At 36.1% G+C, this 16,788-nt stretch carries 13 protein-coding genes; 8 read left to right on the top strand and 5 right to left on the bottom strand.

Annotation, left to right across the window (positions count from 1 at the left end):
• The first annotated feature begins 126 nt into the window (after positions 1-126).
• The 4 genes from nlpD (at position 127) to ACNART_RS16170 (ending at position 5,497) form a co-directional block, all read left to right on the top strand.
• Positions 127-1,245 carry a murein hydrolase activator NlpD gene (gene nlpD / locus ACNART_RS16185; RefSeq protein WP_198620874.1) on the top strand — a complete coding sequence of 373 codons (1,119 nt, stop codon included), beginning with the start codon at positions 127-129 and terminating at the stop codon, positions 1,243-1,245.
• Between the two features lie 687 nt (positions 1,246-1,932).
• Entirely contained in the window at positions 1,933-2,916 is a 984-nt protein-coding gene (gene rpoS, locus ACNART_RS16180) for an RNA polymerase sigma factor RpoS (RefSeq protein ID WP_023582671.1), read from the top strand.
• Between the two features lie 170 nt (positions 2,917-3,086).
• Complete coding sequence (locus ACNART_RS16175; protein WP_349443381.1) at positions 3,087-4,346, top strand: hypothetical protein; 1,260 nt, start codon at positions 3,087-3,089, stop codon at positions 4,344-4,346.
• Positions 4,343-5,497: a hypothetical protein gene (locus tag ACNART_RS16170; RefSeq protein ID WP_198625907.1), complete on the top strand. Its 1,155-nt coding sequence runs from the start codon at positions 4,343-4,345 to the stop codon at positions 5,495-5,497. The genes ACNART_RS16175 and ACNART_RS16170 overlap by 4 nt, the downstream gene beginning before the upstream one ends.
• 114 nt (positions 5,498-5,611) lie before the next feature.
• On the opposite strand, the gene mutS is transcribed toward ACNART_RS16170, so the two are convergent.
• Positions 5,612-8,176, bottom strand: a complete 2,565-nt coding sequence (gene mutS, locus ACNART_RS16165) for a DNA mismatch repair protein MutS (RefSeq protein ID WP_198620871.1) — start codon at positions 8,174-8,176, stop codon at positions 5,612-5,614.
• 568 nt (positions 8,177-8,744) lie between these two features.
• On the opposite strand from mutS, the gene ACNART_RS16160 reads away from it, so the two are divergent.
• The gene (locus tag ACNART_RS16160) at positions 8,745-8,939 is read left to right on the top strand and encodes a hypothetical protein (RefSeq protein ID WP_368927858.1); all 195 of its coding nucleotides are present in this window, start codon (positions 8,745-8,747) and stop codon (positions 8,937-8,939) included.
• 277 nt (positions 8,940-9,216) lie between these two features.
• Positions 9,217-9,564, top strand: coding sequence for a hypothetical protein (locus ACNART_RS16155; protein ID WP_196533960.1), 348 nt, complete (start codon positions 9,217-9,219; stop codon positions 9,562-9,564).
• Between the two features lie 73 nt (positions 9,565-9,637).
• Here the strand turns inward: ACNART_RS16155 and ACNART_RS16150 are convergent, their stop codons facing one another.
• The 3 genes from ACNART_RS16150 to ACNART_RS16140 all read right to left on the bottom strand — a co-directional run bounded on the left by ACNART_RS16150 (position 9,638) and on the right by ACNART_RS16140 (position 12,622).
• Positions 9,638-10,567, bottom strand: a complete 930-nt coding sequence (locus ACNART_RS16150; protein ID WP_198620869.1) for a Dyp-type peroxidase — start codon at positions 10,565-10,567, stop codon at positions 9,638-9,640.
• 195 nt (positions 10,568-10,762) lie between these two features.
• On the bottom strand, positions 10,763-11,587 hold the full coding sequence (locus ACNART_RS16145) for a VanW family protein (RefSeq protein WP_368927857.1): 825 nt from the start codon (positions 11,585-11,587) through the stop codon (positions 10,763-10,765).
• A 120-nt stretch (positions 11,588-11,707) separates the two neighbouring features.
• Positions 11,708-12,622, bottom strand: a complete 915-nt coding sequence (locus ACNART_RS16140) for a LysR family transcriptional regulator (RefSeq protein WP_198620868.1) — start codon at positions 12,620-12,622, stop codon at positions 11,708-11,710.
• Positions 12,623-12,731: 109 nt separating this feature from the next.
• Here ACNART_RS16140 and ACNART_RS16135 point away from each other — a divergent pair, with 109 nt between their 5' ends.
• Both ACNART_RS16135 and ACNART_RS16130 read left to right on the top strand, forming a co-directional pair.
• Complete coding sequence (locus ACNART_RS16135; protein ID WP_196533963.1) at positions 12,732-14,225, top strand: SLC13 family permease; 1,494 nt, start codon at positions 12,732-12,734, stop codon at positions 14,223-14,225.
• A gap of 22 nt (positions 14,226-14,247) precedes the next feature.
• Complete coding sequence (locus ACNART_RS16130; RefSeq protein ID WP_109371414.1) at positions 14,248-14,853, top strand: histidine phosphatase family protein; 606 nt, start codon at positions 14,248-14,250, stop codon at positions 14,851-14,853.
• A gap of 184 nt (positions 14,854-15,037) precedes the next feature.
• Here the strand turns inward: ACNART_RS16130 and ACNART_RS16125 are convergent, their stop codons facing one another.
• Positions 15,038-16,510 carry an anion permease gene (locus ACNART_RS16125; RefSeq protein ID WP_196533964.1) on the bottom strand — a complete coding sequence of 491 codons (1,473 nt, stop codon included), beginning with the start codon at positions 16,508-16,510 and terminating at the stop codon, positions 15,038-15,040.
• Between the last annotated feature and the right edge of the window lie 278 nt (positions 16,511-16,788).

Here is a 16,788-nt window from a genome sequence, read left to right as displayed (position 1 = left end):
TTACTGCTTTTTAATAGCTTGTCGTAATCTGCACTAATAAATGAAACATTTTCAAAAAATTGCAGTCTTTTTGTTTAACTCGACAAATTGCTAGATGCTAATGCCTTTTTAAAGGGAGAAGGAAGTATGAATTCAGAAAGCCCAATTAAGCATGTCCGCTGGGCAATCATGTGTTCGGTAATTGGATTTGCATTAACAGGCTGTGCAGATACACCTTATCGTCCTGCGCCAATTACCTCTGTAAATGATAGCTCTTCAAATAATACGGTATCAACTGCACCTGTGATGACTAGCAGTAATGCGACACCTATTGAAAGAACTACCCCCTTACAATCGTCACCTCCTCCTTCTATTAAGGTGAACTCCGCTTCGACTAATGGAGGCGTGGTTCAGTCTCAAAGCCAGCCTCGCTCTCAAACGTCAGTTGCGGCTCAAAATGTAAACACTGATGGTTCTGGACGCATTGTGTATAACCGTAACTACGACAGTATTCCAAAAGGAAACTACAACGGTAATACGTACACCGTAAAACGCGGTGATACTATGTTCTATATCGCTTGGATAACTGATAGTGATGTAAAAGAACTAGCATCAATGAATAACATCTCAGAACCTTATAGCTTAAACGTAGGGCAGGTGTTGAATATTGGTAACCGTCAGGTCAACACGGGTACTAATACCAATGTCAATACATCGGTTATTAATCAATCAAGTAGCGCTGGTGTTCAAACGGCACACACTAAACCAACAAACAATGGTGCTATGGGACCATTGATTACTAAACCGGCAACAACACCACCAAAAACAACGACACCGCCACCAACAACGAATACAAATACTACAACTGCTGCAACACCAGCACCAACGGCAGCTTCTGGTAAGTGGATTTGGCCTGCGCAAGGTAATATTATTGAAAGTTACTCAAGTGCGCCTGGCGGCAATAAAGGTATTGATATCGGTGGTACAAAAGGTTCACCAATAGTTGCCACTGCTGCGGGTAAAGTGGTTTATGCAGGTAGCGCATTACGCGGCTACGGTAACCTCGTTATCATTAAGCATAATGACGAATACCTCAGTGCATATGCACATAACGACACCATTTTGGTGCGTGAACAGCAAAATGTGAATGCGGGTCAGCAAATTGCCACAATGGGTAGCTCTGGAACCAGTTCTGTCCGACTACACTTTGAGATCCGCTATAAAGAAAAATCACTCAACCCAATGAGTTATTTGCCTAAGAAATAAATAAGTGGTTTTTTACTCGCATAGTGAATAATCCTAAAGTTAAGCCCTCTCCTTTACAAAAAGGAGAGGGCTTTTTCTTATCTGTAATTAATTAAAATATTGAAACAAAATAAATTTTATCTAAGTATAAGTGCTTATTAAAAGATTATTAAAAATGAGAGATCAATATAAAATTATAGATAACGTTAAATTAGACGGTTGATTCTCAACCAATGAATGCGTATGCTAAAAATTGTTATATAAAAAATGAATAAAGATTCGTTGTTATTAAAAGATGGACTATAAAATAACCCCTTGTTTAGGTGGATATTTCCTTTATTAGATTATCTTTTAAATAATAGTACGTAATAAAAATTATTGGATATTATTTTATTATTATGGGTTTTTATTTGTTTTTTTAGATGTAAGTAGTCACAAATAGCGCATCAAATAGAGTAATTTTACGTATAGATAAATGTACGTAAAATATAATAAAAAAACTGTTAATAACCTGCACTCAATAGTTAAGTTATATATTGAATAAAGAAAGAATAAAATTAACAGTAAAATAGATTATGTTATCTTTTATTTTGTAATTCGTTACAAGGGAAAATCAGTAAACCCGTTGTGTCGTGACACAGCGATAAACTGGTAAACAGACTTTAATCATGAGTCGTTTACCTAAATTATCAAGGGTAGGAGCAGCTGATGAGCCAAAGTACGCTAAGAGTAGACGAGTTATATACAGATGAAATTGAAGAGAACATGGAAGAGTTCGATGAAGTTGCTGCAAAAGAGGCAGAAAATGAGTCTGATGCTCAAGACGAAATTGAACTTATTGAAGGAGTCAACCAGCGTGCGCTCGATGCAACTCAGCTTTATTTAGGAGAAATTGGTTATTCTCCGTTGCTGACCGCTGAAGAAGAGGTTTTCTTTGCCCGTAGAGCGCTACGTGGTGATATTCCTTCAAGACAACGAATGATAGAAAGTAACCTACGTTTAGTTGTTAAGATTTCTCGTCGTTATACAAACCGAGGACTTGCTCTTCTTGATCTTATTGAAGAAGGGAATTTAGGTCTTATTCGTGCTGTTGAAAAATTCGATCCTGAAAAAGGTTTCCGTTTTTCAACTTATGCGACATGGTGGATACGTCAAACAATTGAACGTGCCATTATGAACCAGACCCGCACTATCCGCCTTCCCATTCATATCGTTAAAGAGCTGAATGTTTATTTAAGAACGGCAAGAGAATTAGCACATAAACTCGATCATGAGCCTAGTGTTGAAGAAATTGCACAAACATTGGATAAACCAGTTGAAGATGTGAGTAAAATGCTGCGTTTAAACGAACGTATTACTTCTGTTGATACCCCTATTGGGGGTGATTCAGATAAAGCATTACTTGATATTATCTCTGACGAAAATGAAGAAGGGCCGGAAGCAACAATTCAAAATAATAACCTCAAGGAAAATATCATAAAGTGGTTATTTGAATTGAATCCTAAGCAACGTGAAGTATTAGCACGTCGTTTCGGGTTATTAGGCTATGAAGCAGAAACTTTAGAAGATGTTGGTAGAGAGATTGGTCTGACAAGAGAAAGGGTTCGTCAAATTCAAGTTGAAGGACTACGTCGACTAAAAGACATTCTACAAAGTCAGGGATTATGTATTGAAGCACTTTTCAAAGCATAGTTAGCCACCCAATTTCTGTTTATAGCTTTAATTGACATATTGTTATTACCAAAGCCGATTAGTGGGTTTGCTAATCGGCTTTTCTTTATCTTGTATTATACGATTCAAAACGATAAAACAAGAGCGCAGTCTTGTACCTCGTCAGCCTGATGAAAGTAATAAAGGAAGATATGAAAGATTATTTTTTAAACGTTAAACTAGAGCGTTGCGATTTTAGCCAAAGTAAAATCTCTCCAAAGGGAATGGTGAGATTAATAGCATCAGGTAAAAACTTTTATCTTAATGAAGCTGATTTTGCTAACTCTCAAGATTTTCTTAAACGATTAAAACAAGGTGATGAGCTTAAAATCTGTGCAGAATTACTGAAAGATGGCAGTTTCTGGGTGCAATGGATTTATCATGATACAAAAGGAAGATTGGAGCCTGAACGAAAATTCACGCTAACAGCAAAACAGAAAAAATGGTTATTGATTGCATTTTTTCTGACCGTGATTGGAGGCTGGTGGAGTTATTTCTCGTTAATTTATTTAGAGCCTAATTTCTTTATCATTATCACAATGATTATTTCATTTGGTGCTGTCATGGCTGGGATCAGTTATATCGGAGAAAAAGTTTATCGCTATTTTCAGCGCACCAGCCCCAAACATAGAAAGAGAATAAAGGCGTTGGATAAAGTCATCGCCAAGCAAGCATTGATAGCTCCAGATGGCGAGCAACTCATTATTACTGGAATAAAATCAGCACCATTACCTTCATTTACCTTGAGTAAAAAGTCGTTTCCTCAAATAAAGCAAAGTAAAGTACAGCGAGTTAGAGGAATAATACAAATTCATAGTATTAATAGACTTCAAATACATTCCCGCAATAGCGAGACTGTAATAATGCAAATATCCTGTCTGATTAATAAACATCCTTTTGTATTAAGTTATAGAGAGCGCTTATTTTATTCTGATCATAATTTGTTTCTTGCTGATGGCGATGATGTTGAATTGTTCTTTTGGCAAGCTGAAGATAAGAACTCAGAGCCTGTTATCTTAGGGGTTTATAATCATACAGATAATGGCGCTTATTCAATTTCAGGACAAATGTATATTGGGCATCAGCGCACATATTGTTTATCGCTGTTAATAACCGCATTAGTCAGTATTTTTGTGTTCTCAATGGTTGCTGGTTTATCTATTTCCGATGTTTATGATAATGGAAATTATTGGGATAAATGGGATTGGTATTCTATTGGTGATGCTTTTTTAGGAATGGGTATTATCTATGGTTTAATCATGAGTGGCTTTGCCTTTTTAATTGCATTGTTTTCAAACCTTTATATTTTGTTTTCAGAAAAAGGTAATAGTAGTTATCAAACCCATTTTTTACTTCAGCAGCAATGTGTTGAGAACAAGCGACCGCTGTATATTACGGAGCTGCGTCAATGAATCCTTTTTTCCGTAAGCCTTTTATCATCATCACAAGCTTATTTATTTTAAGCTTACTGCTCTGTTATGGTGTGCTTTTTCATGGTTTTGCCTCTAAGTGGCAATGGAAAAATGAAAACGCCTCTGAGTTATCTTCATATCCTTATTCTCGTTATGATTGGCGTAAGGTTTTTTATGCTGCTAGTGGGATATTAATTAAGACTGAATCTGATAGTGGGCGATATGACGTAGATATTTATGGTCGACTTCACCGCCAAGATAATCAGAGAAAATATACGCTGTACTTTTCTGACAAAGAAGGCACACGCTTTGTATCACAAGGCCAAGGTAGCTTTTATAACGCTTATTGCGTTCTTGATAAGTGTGTATTATTTACAGAACAGGGGCGTCAAAATATAGATTTAGCAAAGTTTACAGTCGCAGATTTAATGCCTTGGCAAGAGACTAACGCTGGCTATTATCGCTTCCCTTTAGCGCTTATCGGTGGAAAATTACTGTTTTCACAAACAACATCACAATTAGTATTAGTTGATAATAAGACGATACTGACAAGTTTAGATGAAGGTGAAAGCTGGGAATATTCAGTTAATACAGAAGATCTGGTGAAGCAGTATTACGCTGAGGATTTCGGTGAGTTTACACAATTTCATTATGCCCTTTCAGGTGATTCTCTGGTTATTTTTTACAATCATCATTACACAACAAACACGTTAGAAATCACGCTAAATTTAGTGAATAAAGAAGTAACAAAAACACGCTGGCTTCCTTTGCGTGTTAAAGAGGTTGCTCAAAATGATAAAGGTGATATCTATTTTATTGCTCAACATGCTTCTCGTGATCTCTATTCTGTGGTTCAACGTCAAACTGATGGAAATTTAAAAACTTTCTATGAAAGTGGTTATAAATATCTAAATGATTTGATGATAAGTAATGATGATTTGATTTTAAATAAAGGTCGTAACGATGATCAAACTACGCTAGTTTTCTCATTAAAAACAAAAAATTATACTTCTTATGAGAAAATTAATGACGATATGATGTTTAATCCTGCTTTATCTTCATTTATTCGTTTGTTTGATAATTACGGCGACGAAGATACTTTACTATTATTGGGTGAACGACTGAAATATAGCCATGCTTTTATTAAGTAGAGTTGTATTTATCTCTGACTATCTCTGTTTGATAAATTATAAAAAAACCATAAAAAAGCTCTGTGAAATCAAACAGAGCTTTTTTTATTATCAGTATGTTGTACTGTTTATGGCCTATTTTGCCATCTCTTTTAAACGATAAAGTTGTTCTAATGCTTGTCGTGGTGTTAGGGCATCAGGATCGATTTTATCCAACGCTAATTCAATCTCTGAAGGTTCCGCTTCTGTTAATAACATCAGCTGTGATGTTTCAACATGACCAGAGCCGGAGTTGCCTGATAGCATTTCAAGCTCTTTTAATTTTTGCTTAGCTCGACGGATAACTTCTTTTGGAACACCCGCCAATGCAGCAACAGCTAAACCATAGCTTTTACTTGCCGCACCTTCTTGCACACTGTGCATAAAGGCAATTGTGTCACCATGCTCAACTGCGTCTAAGTGAATGTTTGCAGTACCTTCAAGTTTTTCAGGCAGTGTGGTTAATTCAAAATAGTGGGTTGCAAAGAGTGTCATTGCCTTAATTCGATTTGCTAAGTTTTCAGCACAGGCCCAAGCTAGAGATAGCCCATCATAAGTGGATGTACCTCGACCGATCTCATCCATTAAGACCAAGCTGTTTTCAGTCGCATTATGCAAAATATTAGCTGTTTCGGTCATTTCAACCATAAAGGTAGAGCGACCTGAAGCAAGATCATCAGAAGCACCCACACGCGTAAAGATACGATCGACTGGACCAATTAAAGCTTTTTCAGCAGGGACAAAGCTACCAATATAAGCAAGTAAAGTAATTAATGCAGCTTGGCGCATATAAGTACTTTTCCCTCCCATATTAGGGCCTGTAATTATCAGTAAGCGACGTTGAGGGGATAATTGTAATGGATTTGAAATAAAAGGTTCGCTAAGGACTTGTTCAACAACAGGGTGACGTCCCCCAGTGATCAGAATACCTGTTTTCTCACTCAATTCTGGGCGAGTATAATTTAATGATTCAGCACGTTCTGCAAGGTTAGAGAGAACATCTGTTTCAGCTAAAGCCTCAGCACTACTTTGTAATGCGGCAAGGTGAGGTAATAGCTTTTCAAAAATCTCTTCATAAAGCATTTTTTCGATAGCTAATGCCTTACCTTTAGAGGTTAATACCTTGTCTTCATACTCTTTTAATTCAGGGATGATGTAACGTTCAGCATTTTTCAACGTTTGACGACGAACATAGTGCATAGGCACTAAATTGCTTTGCCCACGACTGACTTGAATGTAATAGCCATGTACACCATTAAAGCCAACTTTAAGTGTATCAATACCCCATTTCTCACGTTCACGAATTTCAAGTTTATCAAGGTAATCACTTGCGCCATCGGCTAATGCGCGCCATTCGTCTAATTCGGCATTATAACCAGAGGCAATAACACCTCCGTCACGTACTAATACAGGTGGTGTTTCAACAATGGCATGTTCAAGTAATTCACATAATTCATCAAACTGGCTAATGCGCTTTTGTAATTCTTTAATGTAAGGCATATCGGCTTGTTCAAGCACTTGATGAATATCGTGATATTGCTGAAATGCATGACGCATACGGGAGAGATCACGAGGACGAGCTGATCGTAACGCTAAACGGGCTAATACGCGTTCTAAATCACCGACTTGGCGTAAAAAAGGCTGTAACTCAAAATAGAGCGGTTGTAATGCACTAATTGCATCTTGGCGTTTGATAAGTTGTTCACGTTGGCGTAATGGCGAATGTATCCAACGTTTTAGCATACGACTGCCCATCGGGGTAACGCAAAGGTCGAGTACAGATGCCAATGTGTTATCAGTGCCCCCTGCTAGATTTTGTGTTAATTCGAGATTACGACGAGTTGCGGCATCTAAAATAATTGAATCTTGAGGGCGTTCCATCGTGATGCTACGGATATGAGGGAGTGCAGTGCGTTGTGTATCTTTCACATATTGTAATAAGCACCCAGCGGCGCAGAGTGCTAAATGTGCATTTTCAACACCAAAACCTGTTAAATCACGAGTACCAAATTGCAGATTCAGTTGTTGTTTTGCTGTTTCTGGTTCAAATTCCCAAATAGGGCGACGGCGTAGACCTTGCTGGCGCTCAATAAGAGCCATTGACTCAAAGGTTTCTGGATAGAGCAATTCGGCTGGGTGGGTGCGTTGTAATTCGGCAATCATGCTTTCACTATCTGGCATTTCAGTAACACGAAAACGACCTGATGTGATATCTAACGTTGCATAGCCAAAAGCACCATTTTTGTCTTGCCAAATTGCGGCTAAAAGGTTGTCTTGACGCTCTTCAAGTAAGGCTTCATCAGTCACTGTACCTGGCGTAACAATACGAATAACTTTGCGCTCAACAGGACCTTTACTTGTTGCAGGATCACCAATTTGTTCACAAATGGCGACAGACTCGCCTAATTGCACCAATTTAGCGAGATAGTTCTCAACGGCGTGATGAGGGACACCAGCCATAGGAATAGGTTGGCCCGCAGACTGACCTCGTTTTGTTAATGAAATATCTAATAAGCGAGAGGCTTTTTTAGCATCATCAAAAAACAGTTCATAAAAGTCACCCATACGATAAAACAGTAAGATTTCAGGATGCTCTGCTTTAAGCTTAAGATACTGCTGCATCATTGGTGTGTGGGAGTCTAAATGTTGAATGTCAGTCATGTTGTTGTCTGTCTTAACGTATTGAATTTTGAGTTATTTGTGAAAATCTGTTGTTACACTGCATTTCGTTCTATTTCACAAGCTTTGCACGATCATATCACAAGGTTTCAGTCAGTTGTTTTAATGATACAAATATCTTTTTAGACCGAAAGCGAAATAATTTTAATCACTATAATATCGTTGATTAACCCTCAATGACAATTCACACTTTTTCTGAAAACTCTTTAATTATCCGATAGTAAGTATTGATGGAGATAATGTTTTAACGCAATAGTGAGGAAAGATATACGCTTTTTTAAACATAAAATATAAATACGCGGGTCATCAAAGCAAAACAAGATATTTAAGTGCATAACATAAGAAAATCATCCCTTTTGCGGTATAACTCGCATAAAAATAGTTTACTCGTGTTTTTCGATTTTTAAAGCGTGTGAAAAAATTAAGAGTATGTAAGAGTAATAAGGTATCTTATGGATAATAAGACAAAAACAAGCCAGTCATATTTTTATTAATAATAAATATTATGAATTGCTGGATTTTCTTGAAATAAACATAAAGAGTTACAGGAATGCCGCCTCGTATATTATCGTCATTACGTAATACCACTTATACTTTAAGACGTACTTCAGCACCAAACACATCAATTGTATTTAATGCAACAACAGATAATGACAGCAATATTATTTATTGGTTTGTTGATGATGCTTATCTAGGGAATAGTACAAAATCAGCGCTCAATAGAGTGGTATCCCAAAGAGAGTAGTCTCTATCGTATTCGCGCAGTAGATGATAAAGGAAGAGCGGATACACGAAATATTCGTGTTGATATTATTGGTGTGATTAACAAACAAGAAATCGAAGCACATTAATATTGGCGTTAAAGTTTGTAGGTTTTACTTAATGATTATCTTAACACTAAAATATTAATTTCTATCGTTATCTTATTCTGACTATTAACTCACTATATTGTTGCGAGATAATTATTAGGTAAAATATTGAAAAATTTATTTTATCTTGTGAGCAAGGAAGAAATAATCAACATGAAAACTAGAATTCTAAAATTAGCTTTATTAAGCGCATTAGCATTACCTTTAGTGGGATGTGGTGGTGGAACACCGACTTGTGACAGCTCAGAAGCAAAAGGCTTAGTCATTGATATTACAAAAGATGAACTTCGTGATCAAAAAATGGCTGCTGTGATCGATCAAATAAAGATCAAAGTAGAAAGCGTGCGTACTCGTGAACATGATGAGAAAAGAGATACTTACTCATGTGCTGCGGAACTTTCTTTTGAAGGTAAAGGTGGCAAAAATTCAATTCCGATTACTTATACCATTGAAAGCACCGATGACGGCAAAGAATTTTACGTTAATGTTTTCGGTTTATAATTGATCCAGAGAAAAAACCATAATAAAAAAGTAGATATATAAGTAACAAGCCTATATATCTACTTGTAATAAATTACGCTAGATCATCTAGAAATTCAGGTGATGGAACAAAGAATAATGTACCTGTTACAGGGGTACTGAATTTAAGTAATTTATCGGTATGGCCTTCAGGTGTGCCTGCAAACATATTTTCTAACATACGGTTAGTTGTTGAAAAATAACGCGCATAACCAATAAAGTAAGTACCATATTCATTTCTAGATGGATTGGAAAAAGGCATATTGGCTCTGACAATTTTTAAATCTTCGCCGTTCTCATCTTGAATATTGGTTACAACATTATGTGAACCGGGTTCTTTTTCTTCATCGGTTAACTCCACATCATTGAATTTGTGTCTACCAATGACTTTTTCTTGTTCGATAAGGGACTGTTTTTCCCATGCTTCCATATCGTGAATATATTTTTGTACAAAGGCGTAACTGCCACCTTTAAATTCAGGATCTTCATCGCCAATAACGGCATAAGAAGCACGCTCATCTTCATACTCTGGGTTTTCAGTTCCATCGACAAAACCAATAATAGAACGGCCGTCAAAATATCTAAACCCATGAACTTCATCAACAGGCGTAACAATATTCTTTAGCTTTTGGCTGATGATAGACGCTAATTCGTAACAGGCTGAAACTTTGAGGGCTCGAATATGGAAAAAGAGATCGCCAGGAGTAGAAACCGCAGTATAAGTGTCACCTTTAATTTCTTTAAAGGTATTTAGCTCTTTGGGTTTTGGCTGATTGGGAAATAATGTAGTCCACGCATTTGCACCGAATCCCATTACACAACTTGTTTCCAATTCAGGAAAACGTGTCCTCATACTACGTATCAAACCAGAAAAATTATTACAAAAATCGATCAGAGTATCGCGGTTTTCAGATGAGTGGGTGAGGTTAAAAACTAAAAAATAAGCATTCTCACAGGGTGATTTCGTAACATCTTGGTATTTCATAGTGATCCCTAAATGACGAATAATAGATGAATAATAATTAAGCTATATTTACAAAATATTGTTTTTTAGTTTTACACCAAAAACCTCTCTATTACAAAGAGAGGGTGAGATTTTTATTTTTATAAGTAACGAGTTTCAATATGATACTCTTTTTTAGAATATAAAATGTGGGCAACAAATATTTATCTAAATGAATTAATTCAATTCTGAGTCTGGAATATCATATTTTATGACAACACGATTTTTATACAATAATTCTGATTTAATTAATTGAGGAAAAGCGCCCATATTGTTTTTAGTGTAAATATCTCGCCAAATTTCATTACAACGATACACATGCTCTCCCTTTTTGATAAAAGAAGAAGATTTCTCATAAATATGATAACGATATTCCCTTGCTTCGCTACAAAGGAGCTCGCCTTCTAACTGATGTTCAGCGACATGTAATCTAATTTGATAATCATAAGGCGTTGGATTATATAAGACTAAATCTACATAGTTATAAAAAATAGCGGCTCCTGAGCCAAAAGGGAGGACTCGTCCTTCATCAGGAAAGGGATCAAAACTGTGATTGGCTTTTTCAATCACTTTTAATTCAGAATGTAGTGCTAACCAATGTATTAAATTACTGGCTTGACAAATTCCACCGCCTACACCTTTTCTTGCTTCACCATAGGAGAGTTGCATGCCATCAATAAAACCTCTTTTATAGCTAGGTTTACCAATTAAATAGCAAAAAGAGAAATACTCTCCCGATTTTATCACGATACCATCTAATGCTTTTTCAACTAATTTAAGATTCGTTATCTTATTGTATTGTAATTGGATATCACTTTCGCCACGGCGACTAATTAATTTAGATGTGTGTTTTAGATAACGGTGTGAAAGCCGATGTTCTGGTTGAACGTCTCTGCTGTATTTTCGATTTGAAAATCGCCAACTAAGAGAGCGAAATAAACGACGTTGTGCCACTCTCAAAGTATAAAGAATAGGGTGATAAGACGAGAGTGTTCTACGCATAAAATCCTTTTAAACAATAGTTAATAGAAAGAGATAAACGTGAGTATGATAACGATTGAATGAGTGTATTGATACGCCGATATCCTTAAAATAATAGAGCTAAGAATTTAGCCAATAAATTTATTTATTGATATCTTTCGTTAAAATTTGAGCTTGAGATTGTAAAACAGATAAAAAATTCTTAGTGGCTGGAGAGATATACTTTTCTTTATGATAAAAGTAACGAATGCCTCGGCTAAATTGGATATCATCAAATGCAATTTCACATAAAAGACCTGATTTTAATTCTTGCATAATAGACAAACGAGATAAAATTGAGACTCCTAAACCGTGAATAACCCCCTGTTTTATTCCTTCCAAGCTATTTATTTCCATCACATTTTTGAGTTCTTTATTATTTTCTTGGATCCTATCTAATAAAAAATCACGGGTAGCAGAGTGCTCTGGTTTGATCAGAAAAACTTCTGAGGCAATATCAGAAAATCTGCAATGTTTCTTTTTTGACAGCCAATGTTCAGGTGAACAAATAAGCACTAAGGGATCGATAAGAAAGGTATCAAGATGATATTCCGTCGGATCTAAATAGATATGATCTGACATGATCAAAAATTCTAATTCTTGGGTATCAAGTTTATGGATAAGTTGTGTTGAGCTTGAAATATCCATACTTAATTTCACATCTGGATACTGTTCTCTAAATTGCGCCATAATTTGAGGTAATAGGTAAACGCCAACAAAATGGCTAGCGCCAAACTTAATTTCACCTTTAGAGGGATCATCAAATTGTCGCATATGCTCAGAAGAGGATTTTACTAAATTAATAATTTGGGTTGCGTACTGCTGATAAACCTTACCTTGAGGCGTTAAATAAAGCCGATTATTGATCCTTTCAAACAATGTTGTTTGCAATTCTTCTTCTAGTTTTCTGATTTTAATACTGACACTTGGTTGAGTGCAGAATAGACGCTCTGCGGTTTCAGTAACATTAAAACCGTTGGCAAGTAGTAGAAAAGCATCAAGTTGGCTTAAATTCATCTCAGCACCATAAATTATTTTTATAGTTATAATATATTAATACAATTATCTTTATACCTCAATATTTCTATACTGAACTTCCTACCCTACACATTAAGAGGAATCGGTTATGGAAAAGACTGCGAAGCGAGATGACATCGCTAAACCAGCGCCATCATCACCAAAACAAAACGGTAAGAAAATAACCTTAAAAACAATAGGAATACCTTTAGCTTTATTGGTATTACTCGTTTTATTTTTTATGCCAACACCCGATGGATTAAGTATTGAAGGGCAAAAAGCCATTGCTATTTTTTGTGCCGCGTTAATTTTATGGGTGTGTGGATCTTTACCCATTTATTTAACCTCAATGCTCGTTATTGTCTTACTTCCAATAACGGGCACTGTTGCAAAAGAGAAAGTGGTTTTCGGTACATTAGGTTATGACGTTATTTGGTTGATGGTTTCAGCATTTGTTTTAACGTCCGCCATGATCAAATCGAATATTGCCAGACGCTTTGCTCTATGGATGATCACCAAATTTGGGCAAACACCCAAAAAAGCGTTATTTGTCCTTATTTTAATTAACTTCAGCTTAGTTTTCTTTGTTCCCTCAACGACTGCACGCGCGACATTAATGGTGCCTATTTGTATGATCTTATTAGAGATACATAAGGCAATTCCTGGAAAAAGTAATTACGGGAAATTAATGATGTTGCAAGGCGTACAAGCTGATGCTTTGGCAACATCCGGTGTAATGACGGGAACTGCGGCTAATATTATTGCAGTTGGATTTATCAATTCACAAGCCGGTGGTTCTATTGGTTATATGGATTGGTTAATTGCTTCTTTCCCATTAGCTATTGTTGGTATGACTATCTCCTTTTTTATTGGATTAAAATTATTCTCTTTTAAGGGGGAAGTGGATTTTGAAGGTTCGCTAGAGAAATTAAAAAAAGAACGTTCTCAACTTGGTGCATTAACTAAGAATGAGAAAAAAGCCATGTATATCTTTTTAATGGCAGTGTTCTTATGGGCAACCGAAAGTTATCACCAAGATATGTTTGGCTTCAAAATTAGCGTTTATATGACTGCTGTTATTGCTGCCATTCTCTGTCTGATGCCTCGTATTGGCTTATTAACGTGGAATGAAGCCAATATTAAATGGGATCTTATGATATTTGCAGCAGGTGCTTATGCGGCAGGTAATACTTTAGAATCCACACAAGGTGCGCAATGGTTAATTGGTAAAATGGTTTATGGGCTCGGACTCGAAAATATGAGTACGACGATGGTCTATGTTGTTGTTGTCTTTATCTGTATGTATAGCCATTTAATTTTTACGAGTAAAACCGTGAAAACGACCATATTAATTCCAGCCATTATTGCGCTTGCCAAAACATTAGGCATGGATCCGGTAACATTAGCATTAGCCGCGTCATTTACACTCACATATACCATTACATTACCACCACATTCAAAAGTAAATACCATCTATTTTTCAAGTGGTTACTTTAGTGTATTAGACCAAATGAAATATGGATTAATTACCTGTTTTGTTGGTGCATCGGTAATTTCTATTGCGATATTCACTTGGTTCCAAATTCTTGGATATGGTCTTTAAGCCATTAAATTAAGGAATAATAATGAGACTAATTTTATTAAGACACGGTGAAACCTTATGGAATATGGAATCACGCTTACAAGGACATGCTAATTCTTGTTTATCACCAAAAGGCATTAATCAAGCAATGGCGATAAAAGAGAGTATTAAATTGTTATCACCCGCTAGGATTATTACGTCAGATTTAGGGCGAACAGTACAAACCGCAGAAATTGTCGGTCATCCCGAAGCGGTTAAAGAGCCGTTATTACGTGAGTTAAATATGGGGGAATGGACAGGACAGCGAAAACCAGAACTCATAAGACATCATGCAGATAAATACAAAAATTGGCGAGCAGGAACATATACGCCACCTAAAGGTGAAAATTGGTTTGATTTTTGTGATCGTATTGGTGCGGCATTAAAGGAATGGGTACATAAAGAAGACAGTGATTTATTAGCGGTTGTGCATAGTGGTGTTATTCGTGCAGCCTGCAAAGTATTTTTAAATTTGTCACCTGAGTTTTTATTACCCGCAACACCAGGCACAATAACGATATTTAATTTTGATCTTAATTCTGATAAAGCGCCAAAATTAGAAGCCTATAATATTGGATCTTATATGCCAGATAAGAATGTCGCTGATTAAGATTAATAAGAAGTGGTTTTCAATTTAATCATCCTGTTTTAAACGTATTTATTATTTAAGGCTAGAATTTAAATCTAGAATTTAAATTTGAAATTTAAATCTGAAATTTAAAATAAGTCACTCCGATATTAAATCAGAGCAAGGGAAACTTTGCTCTGATTTATTGAAATCAAACCATTAAATCCTACCAATATCCCAACACCTTCCACCACATGCTACCAAGGGTTATCCAAACGATAAGGTTAACCACACTCATCACAAATCCCGTTTTCCACCATTCACCTAATGTGGCGTAGCCAGAACCGAAAATAATGGGGGCGGTGCCTGTGCCGTAATGAGTGAGTGACATCATTAATGAAGATGAGAATGCCAAAATAAGCCCTAATAACATTGGTGGTGCGCCAAGGGCTAAACCTGCGGCATAAAAAGCGGCGAACATTGCGGTAATATGAGCAGTAGTACTAGCAAAGAAATAATGAGAATAAACATAAATTAGTACCAGTAATATCATGCCACTGACCCAACTAATACCCATGCTATCAATACTTGCCCCTACACTGAGTGACAACCATTTAATTAATCCTAATTTTCCTAAGAAGGATGCCATCATTACTAATGCAGAGAACCAAACTACTGTATCCCATGCACCTTTGTTTTTTAAAATATCATCCCAATTTAAAACGCCAGTACATAATAAAATCGACAAACCAATAAAGGCTGCTGTTGTTGCATTAACGCTAAATCCATCACCAAATAATAATGCTGGGACACCAGCCCACATGATTAATAACAAGGCGAAGACGGCAAGAGTTATTTTTTCAGGTAATGAAATAGGGCCTAATTGCGCTAAACGCTCTTTGGCAAAATGAGGTGCATTTGGAGTGCGGGTTATTTCAGGCTTATACAGTAGATAAATAACAATAGGCATTAAAATTAATGAAACGATAGCTGGCACAAAAGCCGCAATTGCCCACATAGACCAACTAAGCTCATGTGTAGGATCTGTTTCACTAATAATTAAACTGACAATTAGCGGGTTAGGAGCTGTTGCCGTAATAAACATAGCAGAAGTAATAGGATTTATATTGTAGTTCACTAAAGAGAGGTAACGGCCTATTTTACCACTTGTACCATCTTCCGCTTTAGAGTTAAAACTATCTGAAATTGATCGCATAATGGGGTGAATAATCCCACCCCCTCGTGCGGTATTACTTGGTGTTACAGGAGCTAAGATTGTTTCTGCAATTGCTAATGAATAGGCTATTCCAATGGTTCTTTTACCAAAAAGTGAAATAAAATAATAACCAATTCTAGCGCCGAGTCCCGTTTTATTTAGACTCATTGATACCATAATGGAAATACCAATTAACCAGATAAGATCATTGGAAAATCCACTTAATGCATCACCGATAGCGGCTTTGGTTGAATTAGGATTAGTGACACCTGTAACAGCGACTAATGCGATAGCAATAATAGATACAGCACCGATAGGAAGTGCTTTACCAATAATGGCGGCGATAGTACCGACAAAGAGTGCTAATAAATGCCAAGCATTGGGATCAACCCCCTGTGGTACAGGAACAAGAAACCAGATAATAAGGGTAATAGAAACGGCGATTAATGTAGGTATAGGTCGTAATGGAGTTAATTTATTCATCAGGTTATTCCATTAGGTTGCAGGTTAAATAAATAATCGGAAGTAAAAAGTAAAGCTAATAAGTATTTTTATTGAAGATGATCTTATTAACATATTATTAAATATTCATTGATTGATGTCATAAAAATAAAATTATTTATTAACTTAATTTTAAAATAAGAGATTTTATGTAACTTAATGTTATTGAAATACAGGGTGATTATTTATCTTTATGTTTTTATTGTTGTTTTTTTATTTTTATTATTATAACTAAACATTAATAATAAAAACTAAATTCA

The sequence above is a fragment of the Proteus sp. LHD240705 genome (genome assembly GCF_047921555.1).
Lineage (GTDB): Bacteria > Pseudomonadota > Gammaproteobacteria > Enterobacterales > Enterobacteriaceae > Proteus.
This window is presented reverse-complemented; position numbering and strand designations above follow the sequence as displayed.

Bases quoted from the DNA above. Each gene is read 5' to 3' on its own strand.
- nlpD (WP_198620874.1), top strand. From the start codon at position 127: ATGAATTCAGAAAGCCCAATTAAGCATGTCCGCTGGGCAATCATGTGT.
- rpoS (WP_023582671.1), top strand. From the start codon at position 1,933: ATGAGCCAAAGTACGCTAAGAGTAGACGAGTTATATACAGATGAAATT.
- ACNART_RS16175 (WP_349443381.1), top strand. From the start codon at position 3,087: ATGAAAGATTATTTTTTAAACGTTAAACTAGAGCGTTGCGATTTTAGC.
- ACNART_RS16170 (WP_198625907.1), top strand. From the start codon at position 4,343: ATGAATCCTTTTTTCCGTAAGCCTTTTATCATCATCACAAGCTTATTT.
- mutS (WP_198620871.1), bottom strand. From the start codon at position 8,176: ATGACTGACATTCAACATTTAGACTCCCACACACCAATGATGCAGCAG.
- ACNART_RS16160 (WP_368927858.1), top strand. From the start codon at position 8,745: ATGCCGCCTCGTATATTATCGTCATTACGTAATACCACTTATACTTTA.
- ACNART_RS16155 (WP_196533960.1), top strand. From the start codon at position 9,217: ATGAAAACTAGAATTCTAAAATTAGCTTTATTAAGCGCATTAGCATTA.
- ACNART_RS16150 (WP_198620869.1), bottom strand. From the start codon at position 10,567: ATGAAATACCAAGATGTTACGAAATCACCCTGTGAGAATGCTTATTTT.
- ACNART_RS16145 (WP_368927857.1), bottom strand. From the start codon at position 11,587: ATGCGTAGAACACTCTCGTCTTATCACCCTATTCTTTATACTTTGAGA.
- ACNART_RS16140 (WP_198620868.1), bottom strand. From the start codon at position 12,622: ATGAATTTAAGCCAACTTGATGCTTTTCTACTACTTGCCAACGGTTTT.
- ACNART_RS16135 (WP_196533963.1), top strand. From the start codon at position 12,732: ATGGAAAAGACTGCGAAGCGAGATGACATCGCTAAACCAGCGCCATCA.
- ACNART_RS16130 (WP_109371414.1), top strand. From the start codon at position 14,248: ATGAGACTAATTTTATTAAGACACGGTGAAACCTTATGGAATATGGAA.
- ACNART_RS16125 (WP_196533964.1), bottom strand. From the start codon at position 16,510: ATGAATAAATTAACTCCATTACGACCTATACCTACATTAATCGCCGTT.